Annotated in this window: 15 protein-coding genes; 2 read left to right on the top strand and 13 right to left on the bottom strand. The window is 58.7% G+C overall.

What is annotated here, in order from left to right; translation table 11 throughout:
• Positions 1-29 precede the first annotated feature (29 nt).
• The 5 genes from H7C18_RS25715 to H7C18_RS25695 all read right to left on the bottom strand — a co-directional run bounded on the left by H7C18_RS25715 (position 30) and on the right by H7C18_RS25695 (position 6,545).
• Complete coding sequence (locus H7C18_RS25715) at positions 30-908, bottom strand: carbohydrate ABC transporter permease (RefSeq protein WP_185131962.1); 879 nt, start codon at positions 906-908, stop codon at positions 30-32.
• 21 nt (positions 909-929) lie between these two features.
• Positions 930-1,895, bottom strand: a complete 966-nt coding sequence (locus H7C18_RS25710; RefSeq protein ID WP_185131961.1) for an ABC transporter permease — start codon at positions 1,893-1,895, stop codon at positions 930-932.
• A 2-nt stretch (positions 1,896-1,897) separates the two neighbouring features.
• Positions 1,898-3,715: an NHL repeat-containing protein gene (locus tag H7C18_RS25705; RefSeq protein ID WP_185131960.1), complete on the bottom strand. Its 1,818-nt coding sequence runs from the start codon at positions 3,713-3,715 to the stop codon at positions 1,898-1,900.
• 124 nt (positions 3,716-3,839) lie between these two features.
• On the bottom strand, positions 3,840-4,394 hold the full coding sequence (locus tag H7C18_RS25700) for an SLOG family protein (protein ID WP_185131959.1): 555 nt from the start codon (positions 4,392-4,394) through the stop codon (positions 3,840-3,842).
• Positions 4,395-4,433: 39 nt separating this feature from the next.
• The gene (locus H7C18_RS25695; RefSeq protein ID WP_185131958.1) at positions 4,434-6,545 is read right to left on the bottom strand and encodes a beta-galactosidase trimerization domain-containing protein; all 2,112 of its coding nucleotides are present in this window, start codon (positions 6,543-6,545) and stop codon (positions 4,434-4,436) included.
• A gap of 188 nt (positions 6,546-6,733) precedes the next feature.
• On the opposite strand from H7C18_RS25695, the gene H7C18_RS25690 reads away from it, so the two are divergent.
• On the top strand, positions 6,734-8,011 hold the full coding sequence (locus tag H7C18_RS25690) for a hypothetical protein (RefSeq protein WP_185131957.1): 1,278 nt from the start codon (positions 6,734-6,736) through the stop codon (positions 8,009-8,011).
• Between the two features lie 11 nt (positions 8,012-8,022).
• Here H7C18_RS25690 and H7C18_RS25685 read toward each other — a convergent pair whose 3' ends face one another.
• The 4 genes from H7C18_RS25685 to H7C18_RS25670 are packed head-to-tail and all read right to left on the bottom strand — an operon-like array spanning position 8,023 to position 12,180.
• Positions 8,023-8,895, bottom strand: coding sequence for an AraC family transcriptional regulator (locus H7C18_RS25685; RefSeq protein ID WP_185131956.1), 873 nt, complete (start codon positions 8,893-8,895; stop codon positions 8,023-8,025).
• 23 nt (positions 8,896-8,918) lie between these two features.
• A complete protein-coding gene (locus H7C18_RS25680; protein ID WP_185131955.1) occupies positions 8,919-9,911 on the bottom strand; it encodes a Gfo/Idh/MocA family protein in 993 nt (330 codons plus the stop codon).
• A gap of 20 nt (positions 9,912-9,931) precedes the next feature.
• A complete protein-coding gene (locus H7C18_RS25675) occupies positions 9,932-10,969 on the bottom strand; it encodes a Gfo/Idh/MocA family protein (protein WP_185131954.1) in 1,038 nt (345 codons plus the stop codon).
• Positions 10,966-12,180 carry an aminotransferase class I/II-fold pyridoxal phosphate-dependent enzyme gene (locus H7C18_RS25670; protein ID WP_185131953.1) on the bottom strand — a complete coding sequence of 405 codons (1,215 nt, stop codon included), beginning with the start codon at positions 12,178-12,180 and terminating at the stop codon, positions 10,966-10,968. Before H7C18_RS25670 ends, H7C18_RS25675 begins: the two co-directional genes overlap by 4 nt.
• A 188-nt stretch (positions 12,181-12,368) precedes the next feature.
• Between H7C18_RS25670 and H7C18_RS25665 the strand changes: the two genes are divergently transcribed.
• A complete protein-coding gene (locus tag H7C18_RS25665) occupies positions 12,369-13,751 on the top strand; it encodes an extracellular solute-binding protein (RefSeq protein WP_185131952.1) in 1,383 nt (460 codons plus the stop codon).
• 66 nt (positions 13,752-13,817) lie between these two features.
• Here the strand turns inward: H7C18_RS25665 and H7C18_RS25660 are convergent, their stop codons facing one another.
• From H7C18_RS25660 to H7C18_RS25645, 4 genes are all read right to left on the bottom strand, one after another.
• Positions 13,818-14,708: a carbohydrate ABC transporter permease gene (locus H7C18_RS25660; protein WP_185131951.1), complete on the bottom strand. Its 891-nt coding sequence runs from the start codon at positions 14,706-14,708 to the stop codon at positions 13,818-13,820.
• Between the two features lie 12 nt (positions 14,709-14,720).
• Positions 14,721-15,680, bottom strand: coding sequence for an ABC transporter permease (locus H7C18_RS25655; RefSeq protein ID WP_185131950.1), 960 nt, complete (start codon positions 15,678-15,680; stop codon positions 14,721-14,723).
• A gap of 26 nt (positions 15,681-15,706) precedes the next feature.
• Complete coding sequence (locus H7C18_RS25650) at positions 15,707-17,338, bottom strand: type 2 periplasmic-binding domain-containing protein (protein WP_185131949.1); 1,632 nt, start codon at positions 17,336-17,338, stop codon at positions 15,707-15,709.
• Between the two features lie 289 nt (positions 17,339-17,627).
• Positions 17,628-18,878: a DegT/DnrJ/EryC1/StrS family aminotransferase gene (locus tag H7C18_RS25645; protein ID WP_185131948.1), complete on the bottom strand. Its 1,251-nt coding sequence runs from the start codon at positions 18,876-18,878 to the stop codon at positions 17,628-17,630.
• Positions 18,879-18,881 lie beyond the last annotated feature (3 nt).

The following is an 18,881-nucleotide window of genomic DNA, read 5'->3' as shown; positions in this document are numbered from 1 at the left end:
GAAACCCTCCTTTTGATATGAGAGAACGATTAGCCTTTAATGGAACCGATCAACACCCCCTTGGCAAAATGCTTCTGCAGAAACGGATATACGATCAGAATCGGCAGCGTCGCGACCAGGATCGCGGCCATCTGGATCGTTTCCGGCGGCGGCTGCACGTCAAGCAGCACTTGCTCGACCGCGCCGAGCGCGTTTTTGGGATCGCTCAGCACGACGATTTGCCGCAGGATGACCTGGATCGGCCACATCTTCGGGTCGTTCAGATACAAAATCCCGGCGAAATAGGTGTTCCAATGCCCCACCGCATAGAACAGGCTGAACGCCGCCAGCGCAGGTTTGGATAAGGGAAGGATGATCTTGCGGAAGATCGTCAGGTCGTTCGCCCCGTCCATGACGGAAGCTTCGTAAAGCTCGCCCGGAATGTTCTGGAAAAACTGCCGAATGACGATGAGGTTAAACGGGGCGATGGCGGCAGGCAGGATCAACGCCCAGATCGAATCGAGCAGCCCGGTCATCTTCACCATCAAGTACGTCGGAATCATTCCGGCCGAGAACAGCATCGTGAACAGAACCATGAAAGTGATGGCCCTTCCGCCATAGATGTTGCGAGACAGCCCGAACGCCATCGTGGAGGTGAAAATCAGGTTGACCGCGGTTCCCGCCACCGTCAAATAGACGGTCATCCAGAGGGAGCGCAGAAACGAGCGGGAGTGAAAAATGAACAAGTACGCGTCGGGCACCCATTTTTTCGGCCATAAAAGAAAATCGCTCTTCAAAAACTCATCGAACGTCGTAAAGGAAACGGAGAAAATGTACAGGAACGGAAAGAGCATGCCTGCGGCAAGGATAACAAGGAAGATCGCATTCCCCCAGCGAAACAGGCGATCCTGCCAAGCGGAACCGTTCATTCGCGTTCTCCTCCTCTCTCGTCAGTAAACGCCTTCTTCGCCGAATCTCTTGGCCAGGCGATTCGCGCCGAGAACCAGAATCAAGCCCACGACTCCTTTGAACAAGCCGACCGCCGTGGCGAAGCTGTAGTCGGACTGCATGATGCCCTTGGTATAAACATAAATGTCGAGCACGTTGCCGATGGATGAGTTGAAGGAGTTGAGCATGAGGAAGATTTGTTCGAAGCCGCTGTCCAGCACTTGACCCAGTCGGAGAATGAGCAAGATGACGATGGTCGTGCGCAGGCCCGGCAGCGTGATATGCCACATCCGGCGCCAGCGGCCGGCACCGTCCACGATGGCCGCTTCATATAGCTCGGGACCGATTCCCGCGAGCGCGGCCAAAAAGATGATCGTTCCCCACCCGATCTCCTTCCAAATGACCTGCAAGATAAGGAGAGGCCGGAAGAAGACCGGATCGATCAAAAAATCGATCGGCTTCTCCATGCCGAAGGCGGTATGCAGAAAGCCGTTGATGAAGCCGTGCGTGCGCAGAAAAATCATGGAGATCCCGACGACGATAACCCAGGACAGAAAGTGGGGCAGGTACACGATCGATTGAATCAGCCGTTTAAACGCCTGATGGCGAACCTCGTTGAGCAGCAGCGCCAAGAGGATGGGCGCCGGAAAAGAAAACAGGATTTGCAGGAAAGACAGGTACAAGGTGTTCCAGAGAACGCGGACGACCTCCGCACTGTCGAACAGCGTGGCAAAATGCTTGAAGCCGACCCATTCGCTCCCGGTAAAGCCGAGAAACGGACTGTAGTCCTGGAACGCGATGACCATTCCGAGCATGGGAGCGATCCGATACACGATAAAATAGGCAAGTCCGGGCAAGACGAGCAAGTAAAGGAAGCGGTCTCTCCATGCCTTCCTTCTCGCTTTGCGCCATCTCGACGCGGTTGAAGGGGCTTCCGCCATGGCCGCCGGGGGGCTGAGCTCGGTCATCGTCACCCCTCCCCTTTTGCCTCAAGCGGGTCGGCATGCGATCGGGCAGTCGGATCCATCCTGTACAGCTCCGACTTCGACGCGAAATAGAGCTCTCCCGCCCGCGTCGCCGCAGCCGCATGAACCGGGCCCGGCAGCTCGGCAGCTATCCGTGCCTTGGCTTCCTTCACGGAGATCAGATAGAGATGCTTCGTTCCGAAGGCGGCGATCTCATCCTCGCTTATTTTCGCCATCCATCCGCACGCTTCGCCGAGCTCGATCGTGCGCGCAAACGAAAAGGTGCCGGGAAGAAACTCGCGAATTCCGTTTCCGGCGGCGACGAATACTTTTCCTCCTGCGGCCATCACCGCGCTTCCCGTGCGAACCCCTTCCTCGAACCGATGGAGGCGGACGACGCGCCGCTCCTCCGCCGACCAGACGCCGAAGTGGCAGGGCTCTTCCTTATAGGCAAGTCCGCTTGCGCCGCCGTTCGTCGTAAAGTAAAGGTACCGCGCGTCCGCCGTCAGACCGGCCACCTGCTGCTCCGGGACGGGATCGTACCAGCTCTTCACCTCCAGCGTACCGGGATCGATTCGGGAAAGGCCGCCGCCGTAGGTACCGTATTTGGCCGACCATCCGGTCCACACGCCCCCGTCGGGTCCGAGCACCGTGCGGCCGGTCGGCCGGATCAATTCCGGAGCCACGGACCTAAGCGTGCGCGGATTCTCGTTGAGAAGCTGATTCCACGGCCGGCTCGTATCGTAGACGACGTGATCGCCGCCCACATAGCAGGACAGGAACAAGCGAGGGCCGATGAAAAGCATGCCGTACACTTCTCCCCCTTTGTCGCACACGGCGGGAGAGTTCCAGCAAGCTCCGTCTGCGGGGTCGTAGGCGAAGATCGTTTGGCCGAAAGCACAGGAGCCCCATATTTTCCCGTCTTCTCCCTCTAGGAGCGTATGGATCATCGTGGCCGGGGCAGGTACGGGGATGGGCTTCAATTCCGGCGTTTCCGACAGGCTCCCGGCGATGAAATATTCCTGTCCGCGAACGCCGCCATATCGGCCGTCCGCGAGAGGAAGCACCCGGTTCTTCTTTCCGTTCGGAAGCGTAATGTCCCGATCGGCGAGTTTGGAGAGGTACGGTTCGGGCGGCAGCGGTTCGAGGGTTCGAGGGTTGTAAAACTCGTATTCGCCGTCCTTCTCCGTACAGATGAATTCGGAAGCGATCTCTTGGATGGTAAAGCCGGGAGAGCCGAAATCGGCGAAGGTGCCGGATGCGATGTCATAAGCTCTGAGCTGCACGCTGTCGAAGCCGGCAAGGACGAAGACGGTCCCCGGAAGCTCTCCCCAGACCGGGCGGCTGTAATGGTTCTTCCCGTTGTCCGATACGCGGCCGAGATTCTCGAGCGTGTGCCGAACGGGATTGTACCGGAGCAGCGAGCAGCCGGGCCAGGTCCCTCCGTACACGTTGCCGTCCGAGCCGAGGGTCAAATTCCAGAAGTATTTCTCGCCTTCATCTCGGAGCGGGCTTCGCCAAGTGCGGGACTTGAGCTCGAAGCTATGAAGATAGGCATATTCCGGGCATGTGCCGACGACCAGCAGCTCGTCGTTCCAATTGACAAGCCCCCAAGCTCCGGCGTCTCCGGGAAGGAGGAACGACTCTCCTTCGCCTGTCTCCGTATCGATAAAAATCAGGTTCCCGGTTTCCCCCAGAGCCATATTCGACAGCACGAACTTCTCTCGGCCGTCCCAGGGGTCGCGGATAACCGCGGTAGCCGGGATATTGAAGTTGCGGCAGGGCCGACCGACGCAGGCATACGAAGCGAATTCAAGGTTCATAGAAGCTCCTTTCCCCAATTAAATATATGTATCATACCTGTATTGAAACAATAGTAAACCCGTTTTTGCCGCTTTGTCAACAGAAAGAAAAAACGCCGGAATGATCCGGCGTTCGACCTGCACCTTACCAATCGGCCATGCGGCTCTCGTCCTCGATCGACTGAATCTCGTCCGCGCCGATCGCGATGTATTGATAGCCTTCCTCGGCCTGCTTGCGAAGGGCGCGCTCCTTGAAGAACCGGGGGCTCCCTTCGCCCGCCTCCTCGTCGTAGACGAGGAGAATGCCGTCCGTCTTCCGCAGCAGCAGCTCGTCCCTCGCCTTCAACTGCCAGACGCCGCTGTACGGCTGTTTGCTGGCGGAGCCGTAATAATCGACGCCGCGCAGAATCTCTTGAAAGTGCTCCTTCCGGCCTTCGTTCCATTTCTCATCCGGGTTGGCGTAAGCCGCCAGGATGGACAGCTTGAGCCAGGGATAACGCTTCTTCAGCTCGATCACGGTCTCGCAAGCCCATAGATCCACGCCGTACTGGCCGGGCGTAATGACCCACTCCAAGCCTTCCTCGACGAGCGGAACGAGCTTGGCCTCCATCGCTTTCCGAATGGACGCGATCCCCGGATGCTTCCGGCTGAAAATGCCGAGTTCATGGGCCCGGTAGCCCGTTACGAGAAGATTTTTCATACCTTAAGCATATCGCGAAATCGAACTCGGTTCTACCCGTCAATCGTTCGCGATGACGATCGCTTCATATTCGTGGAGAACCGGAAGCACGAACGAAAGCGTCCCCTCGCTTCGTTCTCCGGCCAGCGTCCGATTTCCGCGCAAGGAGCGAATCGTGCATTCCCCGCTCCAACCGTCCCTTTCCCGCAGCCGGATGCGGACATTCCGCAGCGGCAGAACGGAGCTCATCGGCCGGGTCATCGAGCCCGTATAGTTCACCAGATGGATCAGGAGGGAATCTCCTTTGATCCGCAGGGACACATGCACGGACGCCACGTCCGTCTCGAAGCCGCATTCCAGCTCCGGCTCGATCATCTCTCTCACGGCGTTGGCCAACAGCGTGCGATATTCCGGAAGCGCGTAAGCCGAGTAGAAGCCATCGACATTGCCGGTAAAATAGATGCAGCTTCCTTGTCCGTAAGCATGCCGCACGATATAAGGAGAGGAAGTCGCGTCCGGAAGCTCGGAGTAACGGGACAACTGGCGTTCCCGATAGAACCCGGAGACGTCCGCCCCTTCCCGAACCGAACACTCTACCCCAAGCAGTGCCGACGGCACCAGCGTTTGATCGATTTCGGCAAACAGATCTTGCCCGGCCTCGACCGCGATATGATCGAAGGCATTGACCCTCGTTCCGCGAACCTGCCGAACGCCGAGCACATCGGCAAGAGAAGGCTCGTCGAGACGATGGCCGTACTCGTCGTAAAAGGACGTATCGAACGTAGCGATCAGCCTGCCGCCGGCCTTCACGAACCGGCGAACCGCCTCGGCGTCCGCCGCCGCCATGCAGCTTGCGCCCGGCAGCACAAGCAATTCGTAGCCCCCCAACGTCCCGTCCGTCAATGCCGTGTCGTCGATGACGTCGAACGGCACGCGGCTTCGCGATAAGGCATCGAACCAGCCGTTGAACGCCTGACGGGAGTCGTTCCGGTCCAGATGCCGAAGCCGGCTTTTGGCATCGGTAAAATCGGTGGCCTCCGCCGTCGTCTGATAATAGTTGGCCGTGGCGTAAGACCACAGCAGGGCAACCCGCGCTGCCGATCTGGTACCCGTGTAATGCTCCTCATGAGCCGCCAGAAAATCGTTGATCTCGCGCACGGTCCGCATCCGGGCGTCCTTGTTGTTGTCGTTGTATACGCCGTACCAGGTCCAGGCCCCGTGCGCGACGGCCATGGCATGCGCGATCCAGGTCTCCGCCGCCGTCAGCAAATATCTGGACCAGGGCGACAGGCGCCCGGCGATCGCCACGCAATAGGGCTTGCCCCCGGCCTGCGTCTCCAGCAGCATGGCGGTCGCCGCGGGCTTCCAGACCGGAACGGTTCGCAGGTCGCCGCCCAGAAATCCGCCTTCGGCAAGCAGCATGTCCTGGTGGGCGACGGTCATGCGATTGTCCCGGCAGCACAGCCGGTTCGGGGCGAGCTGCGGGCTGTTCATGTAGATGATGGCGCCGGGATTCGTCTCTTGCAGCGCCTGCCTGGCTTCGCGCATGAACCGGGCGATGGACGAACGCCGGAAGCCGAACCAATCGTGGTCCTCTCGCGAAGCGATCGCGGCGCCGACCGGCGGCTCATAGCCGTATTCATCCTGGAATTGTTGGCGGCAAGCCTCGCAGTAGCAGCCGTCCTCCCGGAAAATCGGCCCATCGAGAAAGATTCCGTCAATCCGGTGCTTCGCCAGCGTCCGGATCGTTCCGAACGCATATTCCCGGAACGGCGAGTTGATGCAGGAATATCCGCCCTGTCCGTAAGCGCTCGGAATGACCTCGCCCGCGGAATCGCGCTGCAGCCACTCCGGCTTTACTTCCGACAGGGAAGGCGACAGCCAATGCACGTTGAAATAAACGATCGTCTTCACGCCGGAAGCGCCGTTCCGGCTCGCGATTTCCGTCAACAAATCTTTCCGGTTCTCGACCGCAAATTCCGAAGGATAAAACGTAATGCCCGACTCGCCCAGCGAAACGTCATGGACCTCGATATGCTCGGCATTAAAGCCGAGCTCGCTCCGAACGGCCGCTTGCTCGGCCATATCCAGCGCTTCGTACCGGTCAGGAGCGGGCGGAATGAAGTCGACGATGCGCAGCGGCCGCTCGTGCCACGATGTTGCGGTTGTCATGGTTCTCCTCCTCGCAGGTTGCAAGCTTCTTCCAACTTCATTGTAGGTCAACCCAGACGGCGAACCCGGTCAACGGCGCTTCAAGACCGGACAAATATTGATACGTTCGAACGCGGATTTGTCCGTCTTTCTCCGCCCGAATCCGGTAAAGTGATACCGACGGACAATATCCGGAAAGGATGAGGACGATGGAAACGGAACTGGCGCTGGGAACCTGCAAAATGGAGATTACGCCGAATTTCCCCGTTCCGCTGGCCGGGTTCGCCTCGCGCTTCGGGATGGATCCGGCGGCTTCCGCTTCCCGTCCGTTAAGGGCGAGAATCTTCGCCTTCGCCTCCCGCGACGGCGGGGAAGAACGCCGCAGCTTGCTGATCTCCGCCGATCTGATCTGGTGGGGAAGCGACCGGGTGCCCGGTCTGAAAAGGCGAATTCAAGAACGTTACGGCATCGACGAAGCGGCGATTCTGCTGCATGGAACGCATACGCATTCGGGTCCGCAGACGAGCGGCCTGTTCACGTCTTTCCTCGGCGAGCCCGATCCCGTCTACTTGGCCGATCTGGAAGAACGCATCGTGGCCGGAATCGGCCGGGCTTATGACCATCTCGAACCCGTACGGGCGGAAAGAAGGATCGGCCGGTCGGCGCTCGGCATCAACCGCCGCGGCTTGCGGAAGCTTCCTCCTGTCGCCGGGCCGGCCGACCATGAGCTAAACGTGATTTCCTACGTCTTGCGCGGCGGTCAATCGAAGGCCGTGCTTGTCCATTATGCCTGCCATCCGGTGATCACCAACGAAAATCGGTTTTCTTCGGAATATGTCGGGGTCGCCATGGACGCCATAGAGGAACAGCTCGGCCAAGGTCTCGTTGCCGGATTTCTGCAAGGAACGTGCGGCGATATCAATCCGGGGGACGGGCAAAGCGTCATTCGGGGCACGGATGAGCGCGTCGTCGAGATCGGGCGGGCGTTCGCGGAGGATGTTCTGCGAACGTTGGAACAGCCGGGCTCAGCCTTGACCGGCTGCCAGCTGCGGTGGCGTTCGGAGTCGATCTCCCTCCCTTTGGCCGCGCTGCCGGACAAAGCCGACTTGGAAAGCGGCCTGGCGCTTCCCGGAGTGGAAGGCGAATGGCATCGGATTCAGCGAAGCAGATGGCCCTCGCCGGAGAAGGCGATGCCGATGGAAATAACGTTATGGAGGCTTGCGAAGGAAGTCTCGCTGCTTGCCATGAATGCCGAAGTCGTCGTGGAATACGGGCTTTATATCCGGCGCCTGTCGCAGGGACGTATCCTGCCCGTCGCTTATACGAACGGAATGTTCGGATACGTCCCCACCGCGGAGCAGCTCGCGGAAGGCGGATATGAGAGCGTCGAATCCACCCGCTACTTCGCCATGCCGTCCGTTTTCGATCCGGCGGTCGAACGGGTGTTCAAGCAAGCGCTCGACCGGCTGATCGACGAATGGCCGTGAGCCGGGCGGCGCTAGACGCTTTTGCGGTATTCCGAGGGCGGCATGCCCTTCAACGCTTTAAAAGCCCGGGAGAACGTGCGGAAATAATCGTATCCGACTTCGGAAGCGATCTCGGTAATGCTCATGTCCGTCGCGGAGAGCAGGGCGGCCGCCCGGCCGACTCTCAGCTTGTGCACGTAATCGACGAAATTCATGCCGGTCGCCTTCTTGAATTCGCGGCTGACATAGGCCTCGCTCCGGCCGGCCAGGCCGGCAAGCTCCTTGAGCGACAGAGGCTCGGCGAAATGCAGGTGAATAAACCGCACGACCTCCCAGATCGTTCGGTACGTCGGCCGCCGGAACGCGGCCGCCTCCGCCGGGCGGCCGTCATGGCTGCTCATATAATGCCGGACGGTCCGGGCCAGCGCCTCGATCAGCTTGCTGCGAAGGACGATGTCCTTGCCGTACTCGTCCCGCCGGTATTCGTTCATCATCTCCCGTAACAATTGAACGATCTGACCGCTTTGAAGCTTGGGAAGGTGAAAACACGACGGAACCGCATCCCCGGCCTGCAGCAGAACCTCTCTCAAAGACCCGTCATAGGCCGAATCGAACAGGATCTGTTCGTCGAACAGACAGGTATAAAGGTGAAGAGGGTCGCCGGGATTGCTCTGAATGGCATGGAGGTGATGCGGCCGCAGAAAGACGGCCGTTCCCGGCCGCATCGCGTGCCGCTTGCCGTCGATCCATCCCGCTCCGGTTCCTTGAACCACGACGGTAAATTCCACGCAATCGTGATGATGGAGTCTCGCGTTCTGGATGAGAACGTTATACAGCATAGCAACGGGAAGCTGATTCTCGCTTAACTCCGCTTCGGCGAGCGCATCCTGGTAATCGGGATACATGGACATCTCCTCCGCCCGAGCCTTTACCTGCCGATCGTCTGCGTGTTCCGATCGGTCCGGATCGCCGCCTCCGAGGCGGCCAGAATATCGCTTTCGTCCATGCAGCCGGGTTCGCCGGCGATTCGGCGCAGAAAGTCTTCCGACAGCGTGGCTCCCGGATCCGGCAGAGCGATTCGCGCCGGTTCCCTCGCATCGGTCACCGCGATCAGAATCTCTTCCCGGGCGACCAGAGGGTCGCCTTCGAGGCGGATTTCGGCCGAGCCGCGGGTTCCGGTCGCGAACAGGCGGCAGTCGCCCCAGGTCCAGCTCTTCGCGGGCGTGTGCCAGTCCGCATAAAGCTGCGCCGTCGTCCCGTTCTCCGTCAACGCCTGAACCGCGGCCGAATCGTAAAAATGCGGGTGCTCGGGAAGAATGCTCTTCGTCATGATGCCGGAGGAAGCGCGCAGCTCGCTGCCCGTCAGCCACCGCAGCAGATCCAGGTCATGAACAAGCAGATCGATGACGAGGCCGCCGTTGCGTTCTTTGTCGAAATGCCAGGCGGGCCGCTTCCGAGGGTTGAGCAGATGAGGTTTTCGCATGTGCAAATGAACGATGCGGCCAAGCTCTCCCTCGTCGATCATTCGCTTCAACGCGATGACGGAAGGACGGAACCGCTCCGTCAGCATCATGCCGATCCGGATGCGCCCGCGTTCCGCCACCCTGCGCAGCCGCTGCAAATCCTCCTCGTTCGTCACCGCCGGTTTGTCGACCATCACGTGCTTGCCATGGCGCTCGCACCACTCGATGACGTCGATCTTCCGGCTGTTGACATCCGCGCACCCGATCACTTCGATGGAAGCGTCAAGGAACGAATCCGGCCCTGAGAAGACCGGCACTTGATAGATTCGCGACATCTCCGCGGCGAGCTCCTCGTTCTCCGCTTCGCAAATGCCGGCGCATTCATGGCCCAGCTCCAGCATCTCCTTCAGAAAAAGACCGATGTGGGCATGCTGGCAGCCGACGATGGCAAATTTCATGTGCTCCCCTCGCTCTCGCGTCACTTCATTCCGTCATTGAATCGAATCTCTCCGCCTTCCCGCGCGGACCGGTACATCGCCTGAACGACCCGTACCGCCTGCCAGCCGTCTTGTCCCGTCACGAACGGCTTGCGCCCCTCGGAGAGCGAAGCGAGCAGATCGGCGAGCTGTTCGCGGTGATACTTGTTCGAGATCGACAGCGGATGGGAGACGCCGCCGCCGCTTCCCTCGTCTGTCTCCAAGTCCGGTTCGGGCACGCCGGGCACGGTCCAATGGACGATCCGGGTTCCCTCCAGCTTGATCGTACCGTTCTCTCCATAGAGGCGGAGATACGGATCGAAGCCCGGCTGCAGGCTGGTGGAAGCGGTGAAGGTTCCGAAGGCTCCGTTCTCAAACTCCATGAGCGCCGTCCCGATATCCTCCGCTTCCATCCGATGGGTTCGCGTTGCGGTTTTCGCGTATACCGTGCGCACGCCGCCTCCGAACCAAAGCATCAGGTCCAGGGTATGAATGCCCTGGTTCAGGATCGCCCCTCCGTCGTGAGCGACCGTTCCCCGCCAGCCGGCCGAGTCGTAATAGGACTGAAGCCGATAGAACGGGCACCCCGCTTCGATCAGAAGCAGCTTCCCGAGGCTTCCTTCGGCAACGAGACGATGCGCGATCCGGTGCTGCGGCTCGAATCTCCGCTGGGAGATGACGGCAATCGTCAGTCCTCGCTCGGCCGCCAGCCGGTTCATGCGGTCCGCATCGTCGGCCGTCATGGCCATCGGCTTCTCGACCGCAAGATGCTTGCCCGCCTCCAGCACCTCCATGCCGATCTGCGCATGACTGCCGCTGGCGGTCGTTACGCAGACGATATCGATCTCCGGGCGCGCCAGCAGCTCCCGGTAATCCGTCGTCCAGCCGCAGGCTTCCCGGATTCCGATCTCCGCCGCCCTCGCCGGCTTCCGATCCGACACCATCGCCAGACGCGCGCCGGGAAGCTCGCGAATCGCCATCAAGTGAAAATCCGCGATCGCTCCGCAGCCGATCAGCCCCAACGTCCATTCCCGCTTCATGGCCGCACGGAATCCTTGGAGCCACAAGCCGCCAGCACCTTTTGGACCGCCCTGGCGATATCGTGCATATCCTCTTCGTCGCCCAGCAAGACGTTCTGATGGAGCCAGAGCGTCTCCTTCTCGCACGCCCGCTCGCTGACGGGGCAATCGTTCACGCGGCGCTCTCCCGTCAAGCTCTCGATCTCGCGGAGCACCGCCTCATTGCGGTTGAGAGATACGTATCCGGCGGATACCGGAATGCCTTCCGCTTGAATGCGGCGAATCACTTCGGATTTGGCGACGGCGTCCGCCACTTCGGGCGCCAGCTTAAACATGTACAAGTGATAAGCGTGCCTGGTGATCCGCGGATCCCGGCGCAGCGTCCGAATCCCTTCGATCTCGCCGAGCAGCTTCGTGAGCAGCTTGCCGTTGCGCTCCCGCTTCTCCATCTGCTCATCCAGCCGGGTCATCTGTCCGAGCAGGACGGCCGCCTGGAATTCGGTCATGCGCAAATTCCAGCCGATCCGTTCATGCTGATACCAGCCTCCTTCGCGTACGCGGCCGACATTGGAGAACGACCAGACCCGGTCGGCCAACTCTCGGTCGTTCGTGAGAATCATGCCGCCCTCGCCCGCATTGAGGTTCTTGCTGGACTGGAAGCTGAACGTCCCCAGGTCGCCGATCGCCCCGACTCCCTGCCCTTCCCACCGCGCGCCGACGGCTTGCGCCGAGTCCTCGATCAGACGGAGCCCGCGCCGCGCCGCGATTTCCTTCAGCCTTGTCATGTCGGACGGAGCGCCGGCGATATGTACCGTAATAATCGCCTTCGTCTTGGACGTAATCAGCGGCTCGACCTTCTCGGGATCGAGCAGCAGCGTATCCGGCTCCACATCCGCGAATACGGGGACGGCGCCGAACAAAAGCGCGGAGGTTGCGGTTGCGATAAACGTGTACGGCGGCATAATCACCTCGTCGCCGGGGCCGACTCCCGCCGCCATCAGCGCGGCCGTAATCCCGATGGTTCCGTTCGCGACCGTGATCCCGTAAGCCGCTCCGTGATAAGCGGCAAACCGCTCCTCGAGCTCCTGCAGCTTGACGCGCCCGGTTCCGCCCCATTTTCCGGAATGAAGCACCTCCAGCAAGCCTCGTTCTTCGAGCTCTCCGTAGATCGGCCACTGCGGAAACGGCTTCGTGCGCACCGGGGTTCCTCCGTCGATCGCCAATGTATCCACCAGCTCATCCTCCCATTAAGGTATTTGTATCATACCTGTATTATATCTTTGCATGCTATAAAACGCCACATAAATTTTCATCCTCCTGTACCTGTCTTGTGCCTCGCCTGTATTTCACTTGTATTGTATTTTTCGATGCTTTACAATACAACTAATTGAATGCAAGTTTAGGGAATAGGAGAGGCGTCATGAGACGAGAGAACGAGTTTCGATACTTGAAATTGGCTAATATTTTACGAGAACAGATTTTATCCGGGTTTATCAAGCCCGGCGAGTTCCTGATGTCCGAGAACGAGCTCTGCAAATATTACGGCATGAGCAGAACCTCGGTCCGCAAATCGTTGGAGCAGCTTCTCCAGGAAGGGCTCATCGTCAAAAAGGTCGGGCAGGGCACCATCGTATCGAACGACGTGGTCCCGAATCCGACCCAGAACAAGGTGCTGCGCATTTTCGCCATCTCGCCTTCCCATTTTCACGATATCGGCATGCCGATCATCGTCGAAGAATTTCAAAAAGAGAATCCGAATGTGGAAGTCAAATTCCTGCCTCTCGCCGCCTCCGATTATTGGGATTCGGTAGACACGAGCAAGGAATTGGGACTGCAGCCGGACCTTCTCTATATTTACGATCGTCCCTATGCTCTTATCGAGGACTTTCAGCAATTCGCGGATATGGAAGTCCCGTCGGGCGAAGATTTCGCCCCCCTTTATCCGCGGCTGCTGAACGCCTTCAGTCCGGAAGGGCGATTAAAGGCGATGCCCGTTACCTTCTCCACGGTGTTTCTGGCGTATAATCCCGAGCTGTTCCGGCAGTACGGCGTGCCGGAGCCGACCGAGTCCTGGACCAAAGAAGATTTTCTGAGAACGGCCAAACGGCTGACGATGGACACGAACGGGGACGGAATTCCGGACATCTACGGCCTTTCCTTGCCCATCTCGCTGAGCCGCTGGCCGGTCATCGCCCTGCAGAACGGCATCAACTTCAAAGCTCCGGACCTCGGCCTGCTGACCGGAACGTTCCGATTCCTGCACGAGCTGCTGTATATCCATCGGGTCGCTTTGCTGTCGCCGCGCGACGTCCTGAACTCCGAAGCGTTCATTCGCGGGAAGGCGGCCATGGTTCTGACCACCTCCATCGAGATTGCCGGCTGGGCCAACCAGGAGATGCGGTTCGCGCCGAAGGTCGCGCCGCTGCCGTTCGGCGACCGCAAGGATACGATGCTCATCGCGAACTCCTTCATGATTCCTCGGGACAGCAGCGAGCCGGAGCTCGCCCGCCAATTCGTTCAAAAGGCGATTCAACCGGCGGTTCAGGAGAAGATCAGCCGGAACACCGAGTTTATCTCCGTGCTTCCTTCCGTTAACGAAGCCATCCGAAGCCCGGCCCTCTTGAAGTCGCTTCATATTCATCGGGACGTCATCGCCAACAGTTATTTTTCGCACGAGCTGTTTCGCGACGTGAACCTGTTCGACGAGATGGAAGCGGAGATGTTCCTGTACTGGGCCGGACTGTATTCGGCCGACGAGATCGCCCGGCATATGCAGCGGATCCTGAGCGGACAAGCAGACTAAGGCGGCATGCAGAAAAGAGGGGCTGTCCTGCCGGTATCCGGGACAGCCCCTCTTGCGCGATCGTCCTTACCCTTTAATCGCTCCAATGAGCATGCCTTTAATAAAATAGCGCTGGAGAAACGGGTAGATGATCAGGACCGGAATGATCGCCACGACGACGGTCGCCATCTTGATCGTCTCCGGAGGCAGCGTCTGCAGCAGCAGCGGATTGGAGATGGACAGCTCCTGGCTGACGTTGGGCGTCTGAATCATATTGCGCAGCACCACTTGAATCGGATACAGCGACTTATCGTTCAAGTACATAATTCCCGCGAAATAGGCGTTCCAATGCCCGACCCCGTAGAACAGTCCCAAAGTGGCCAGCATGGGCGTCGACAGCGGAAGCACGATCCGAAAAAGCGTCGATACGTCGCCGCAGCCGTCCACCTTGGCCGCTTCTTCGATCTCGTGAGGCATGTTTTCGAAATAGGTTTTCATAATCAGCATATTGAACGAGGACACCAGGCCAGGAACGATCAAAGACCAGATCGTATTGATGAGCCCGGTCCCGCGTACGACCAGATAGAGAGGAATAAGCCCTCCCGAGAACAGCATCGTAAAGACGACGCCGAGCAGAACGACGTTGCGCCCCGGAATAAACCGCTTGGACAGCGGATAAGCGAGCAAGGTCGTCACCGTCAAATTCAGCAGGGTGCCGATCAACGTCACCTGAATGGTGATCTTCAGCGCCTGGGGAACCGTATGGCTGGAGAAGACGGCTTTGAACGCCTCGAACGTCACCTGCGTCGGGTAGATGACGAAGCCGCCGTGGCGCAGCACCTCCGAGTACGGCGTCACCGATACGACAAAGACATAGTACACCGGGAAAAGCGTCAGCAGCCCGAACAGAGCCAGTATTCCGTAAATGATAACATCCGCGACGCGATCCCATCCGCTCTTGGATACAACGCTCGTCATCGCTTCGCCTCCCTACCAGATTCCCGAGCCGCCGAATTTTTTGGACAAGCGATTGGCCCCGATAACCAGAATGAACCCGATGACCGACTTGAACAGGTTGGTGGCGACCGCCACGCTGAATTCCAGCTCTTCCAGGCCGCGCCGGAATACCCAGGTGTCGATGATATCCCCGACCCCGTATACGCGGGAATTCAGGAAAATATAGACTTGCTCGAAGCCGGCGTCCATGATGTGCCCGATGCGGAGAATGAGCAGCAGCAGGAATACGTCCCGAATGCCCGGCAGCGTCACGTGCCAGACCTGGCGCCAACGGTTCGCGCCGTCCATGACGGCGGCCTCGTACAGCTCCTGGTTGATCGTCGCCAGCGCGGCCAGATAAATGATCGCGCCGTACCCCGTGTTTTTCCACACGTCCGTCCCGATCAGGATGGAACGAAAGTATTCGCTGTTCGCCAGGAAGTTGATCGGCGTGCCGCCCAGCTCCTGAATGTAATGGTTGACGATTCCGCTGTCCTGCGCGAGGAACGCCGTCGTCAGCCCGTAGACGATAAGCCACGACAGGAAGTAAGGCCCGTAGGTGACCGTCTGAATGACCGACTTGAACCATTTCTTGCGGATCTCGTTCAGCAGCAGCGCCAGCAGGATGTCGGGAAACATGCCGAAGACGATCCGGTAAAAGCTGATGACGACCGTATTGCGAACCAGTTCGTAGAAATCGGGGGTGCCGAAGATCGTTTGGAAATTTCGGAACCCCACCCACTCGCTGCCGAAGATGCCTTCCCGCAAATTGTAGTCCTTGAACGCGATGATGATGCCGGCCATGGGAACGTAATGATAGATGAGGAAATAGAGAATGCCCGGAAGCATCATCAGGTAATACCACCGATAGCGGCGCAAGGCTTTGACAAGCTTGGAACGGGACGGCGCCTCGGGTTTCGTCAGGGAGCTGCTTAAGACTGCTTGGTCTTTCATCTTCATCTGCCCCTCCCTTCAACGTCTTACTTGATAACCCCCGCCGCTTTAATCTGTTCGGTATACGTGTCGATCATCTGTTGGCCTCCGTAATTCTTCAGCAGATCATCGCGGTACTTCGGCCAGTTGGAAGCATCCGGCTCGTCGAATACGATCTTCACGTGATATTCTCTCATCTTCTTCCGGTAATCCGCGAGATTGAAGCCCGTAGGCGGCGCGACGTTCGTTCCGATGGACGGGATCAGCTTGTAGGAAGCGATCGTATCGGCTATCGCGCGGTCCCGGTCCGTCATGCTCTCGTCGACGACGGTCAGACCCAGCACGTCGGCTTCCTGGCTTCCCGTATAGAAAGATTGCTGGTAGACGCCCATAAAGTTCCCTTTCTCGATGTTATCCTTCTGCAGCGCATCCACGTTGGCTTGGGAGACGGTGATCGTGCTGCCGGAACGGGTATAGTGCTTGCCTTCCTGACCGTAATTGATCAACAGGAAGCCTTCCTCGCTGGCGATCCAATTCAAAATCTGCACGATCCGCTCGATCTTCTCCGGATCTTTCTCGGCCGTATCCCGGGAGAGCAGGAACGCGGTATCCGGCAGATTCTCCGTCCATGCGCCCGTCTGGGCGAACGGATGGAACGGCTCCCAATCGGCCTGCGGATTGATCGCCTTCGACGCATTCTGGAGGCTCGTCGGATTGCTGTCGAAGGCGAAGTTCTTCGTCCCCCCGACCACGATTCCGAGCTTGCCGCTGGCCGCCTTATCCACGGCTTCGTTGCCTTTCATCAGGAACCAGTCCGGATCGACGACTCCTTCCTTGATCGTGTCTTTGACGCCCTGAAGCACTTGCTGCACTTCCGGAGCGGTCTGGACGTCCACGAACTGGTTGTCCTTGATCATGAACGATCCGATCAGACCGTTCTGAATCCATTGCGGAAAATCCAGCGAGATCGTCGTACCGCTGCCCACCGTGCCGAAGCCGTACGTGTCGTTCTTCCCGTTGCCGTCCGGATCGTTCTTCGTAAAGGCCCGCATCGCGTCCATCATCCCGTCGTAATTGGTCGGCATTTGGAGGCCGAGCTTGTCCAGCCAATCCTTGCGGATATAGTAGGAGCGATAGACCTTGCGCGGGAAGATGACCGGCGCGCGTTCGAACTTATTTTCGACCGCGTAGCGCTGCAGCTCCGTCTCGCTGACCCATTTGAAATAATTCGGCATCTTCTCCGGCGTCACGTAAGGCGTCATGTCCGCGGTGATGCCGTCCATAATCATTTTCTGCGAGGCGGTGCCGGTCGTAATGAAGAGATCGGGGGTATCGCCCGATGCGATCAAGAGGTTGAGCTTGTTGTCGTAATCGGTACCGCCGGGCAAGTACTGAATATTCAGGTCGACGTTGAACTTCTTCTCGATCGTGCTTGTGATGAAATCCGTCTCGCCGTCCGGAAGGACGGCATTCGCCGGAGCCATCAAGAACCAATTCAACGCCAAACGCTTGCCGGACGAATCCGAGACCGAATCCGGGGCTCCGGCCGACGATGCCGCCGAAGACGCCGCACCGGATGGCGATGCTTCCTGATTGCCGTTCCCGCCCGAACAAGCGCTTAGAACCAAAGCAATGGCGGTGAACAGGAAGAACAAAACCTTAACCTTCGCTTTACTCATCCGAATCAGACCTCCCGATAATTTTGTCAGCTTCCTTCCCTTCAAACAGCTCGACCAAACGTTCACCGGCCCCCTCTCGTTCTCTCACCAAACATCATGCGTTAGGTTATTTAACCTAGATATGATGTAATATGTATCATACTTGTATTATAATATGCCGTTTTTAATCGAGTCAACGACTATTCTCTGTAATGCAACCGCTTACTAATTGTTTTAAGAAGTAAAACGATTTTTATCGATTCTCGCTCTCTCTTATTGACCGAATTTAAACAAAAGGAAGTGTTATGTTTTATGACATTCCCAAGCATTCCTTCCGGTAATGAATCGCCACCTTGCGAATCGCGGCGACCGCATCGTCTATGTCTTGCGGCGTATGGAATTCGTTCACGCTCAATCGCACGGCCGTCTGCAGGATCAGCTCCGCGTTCGGACACAGGCCCCGCTCATACGTCGTCCCGTTCAGATCGAAGGGAAAACGGCTGCCCGGATACGCGCTCAGCTGCTGGAACAAAGGCTGCATGTAGACCGGATCCGGGATATAGCCGGGCGTGTTCGGAATGCCTTCCGCCTTGAGCGCCTCCGAGAACTCCGCCCGGGTGCAGCCGAGCTCCTTCTCGTCTACCCTCAGCATATAGAACCAGTAGGTGCCCGTATTGCCGGCTTCCACGCGATGCGGATGAATGCCCGGCAGCCCTTGCAGACCGGCGGTGATGCGGTCTCCGTAAGCCGTCCGCCGCTCGCAGATCCAAGGCAGCTTCTTCAACTGGGCGATGCCGACCGCGCCTTGAAGCTCGGTCATCCGGTAGTTCGGAGCCAGCGTGCTGATGTGCCGGACGACATCGGTTCCGAAGCGCATGTAATTCTTATCCGCGAACGCATGCGCGACAAGGAAATCTTCCTCCCGGCCGGAGTTGACCGTCACGATGCCCCCGTCGCCCGTGGAGATATGCTTGAAGTCGTTCGTGCTGAAGCATCCGTAATCGCCGATCGTTCCGGCGAGCCGTCCCTTGTATCGGGCAAGATAGCTCTGGGCGCAATCCTCGATCACTTTCAGGTTGTAACGCCCGGCGATTTCCATGATCGCATCCATATCGCAAGGATTGCCCGCCAGATGCACGACGACGATCGCCTTCGTTCGGTCCGTGATGCGGGCCTCTACCGAGACGGGATCCAGATTGTAGGTGTGCGGGTCCAAATCGGCGAAGATCGGCACGGCGTTCTGGTACAGGATGCCGACAACCGTCCCCTGATCCGTAATCGGACTCGTGATGACCTCGTCGCCGATCGTAACGCCCGCCGCGCCTAGCGCAACGTGAATCGCCGCCGTGCCCGAAGAAGCGGCCACGCTGTAGCGGACGCCGTATAAGCTATTAAAATCTTCCAGAAACTTTTTGACCTTGCCGCCGTGATGATAGAAAAGCGTGTTCTGCTCCAGCGCTTCCGCCAGCTCCTTGATCTCCTCGAAGCCGAACCTGCGACCGGTGCCGAACGGCGTCGTCTTCGTCTTCGGTCCCCCGTGAATGGCCAGCTGATCGTTCATGCT

It is taken from the genome of Cohnella zeiphila (assembly GCF_014212055.1).
Lineage (GTDB): Bacteria > Bacillota > Bacilli > Paenibacillales > Paenibacillaceae > Cohnella > Cohnella zeiphila.
The sequence above is the reverse complement of the archived record's forward strand: the minus strand, read 5'-3'. Positions and strand labels throughout refer to the sequence as shown.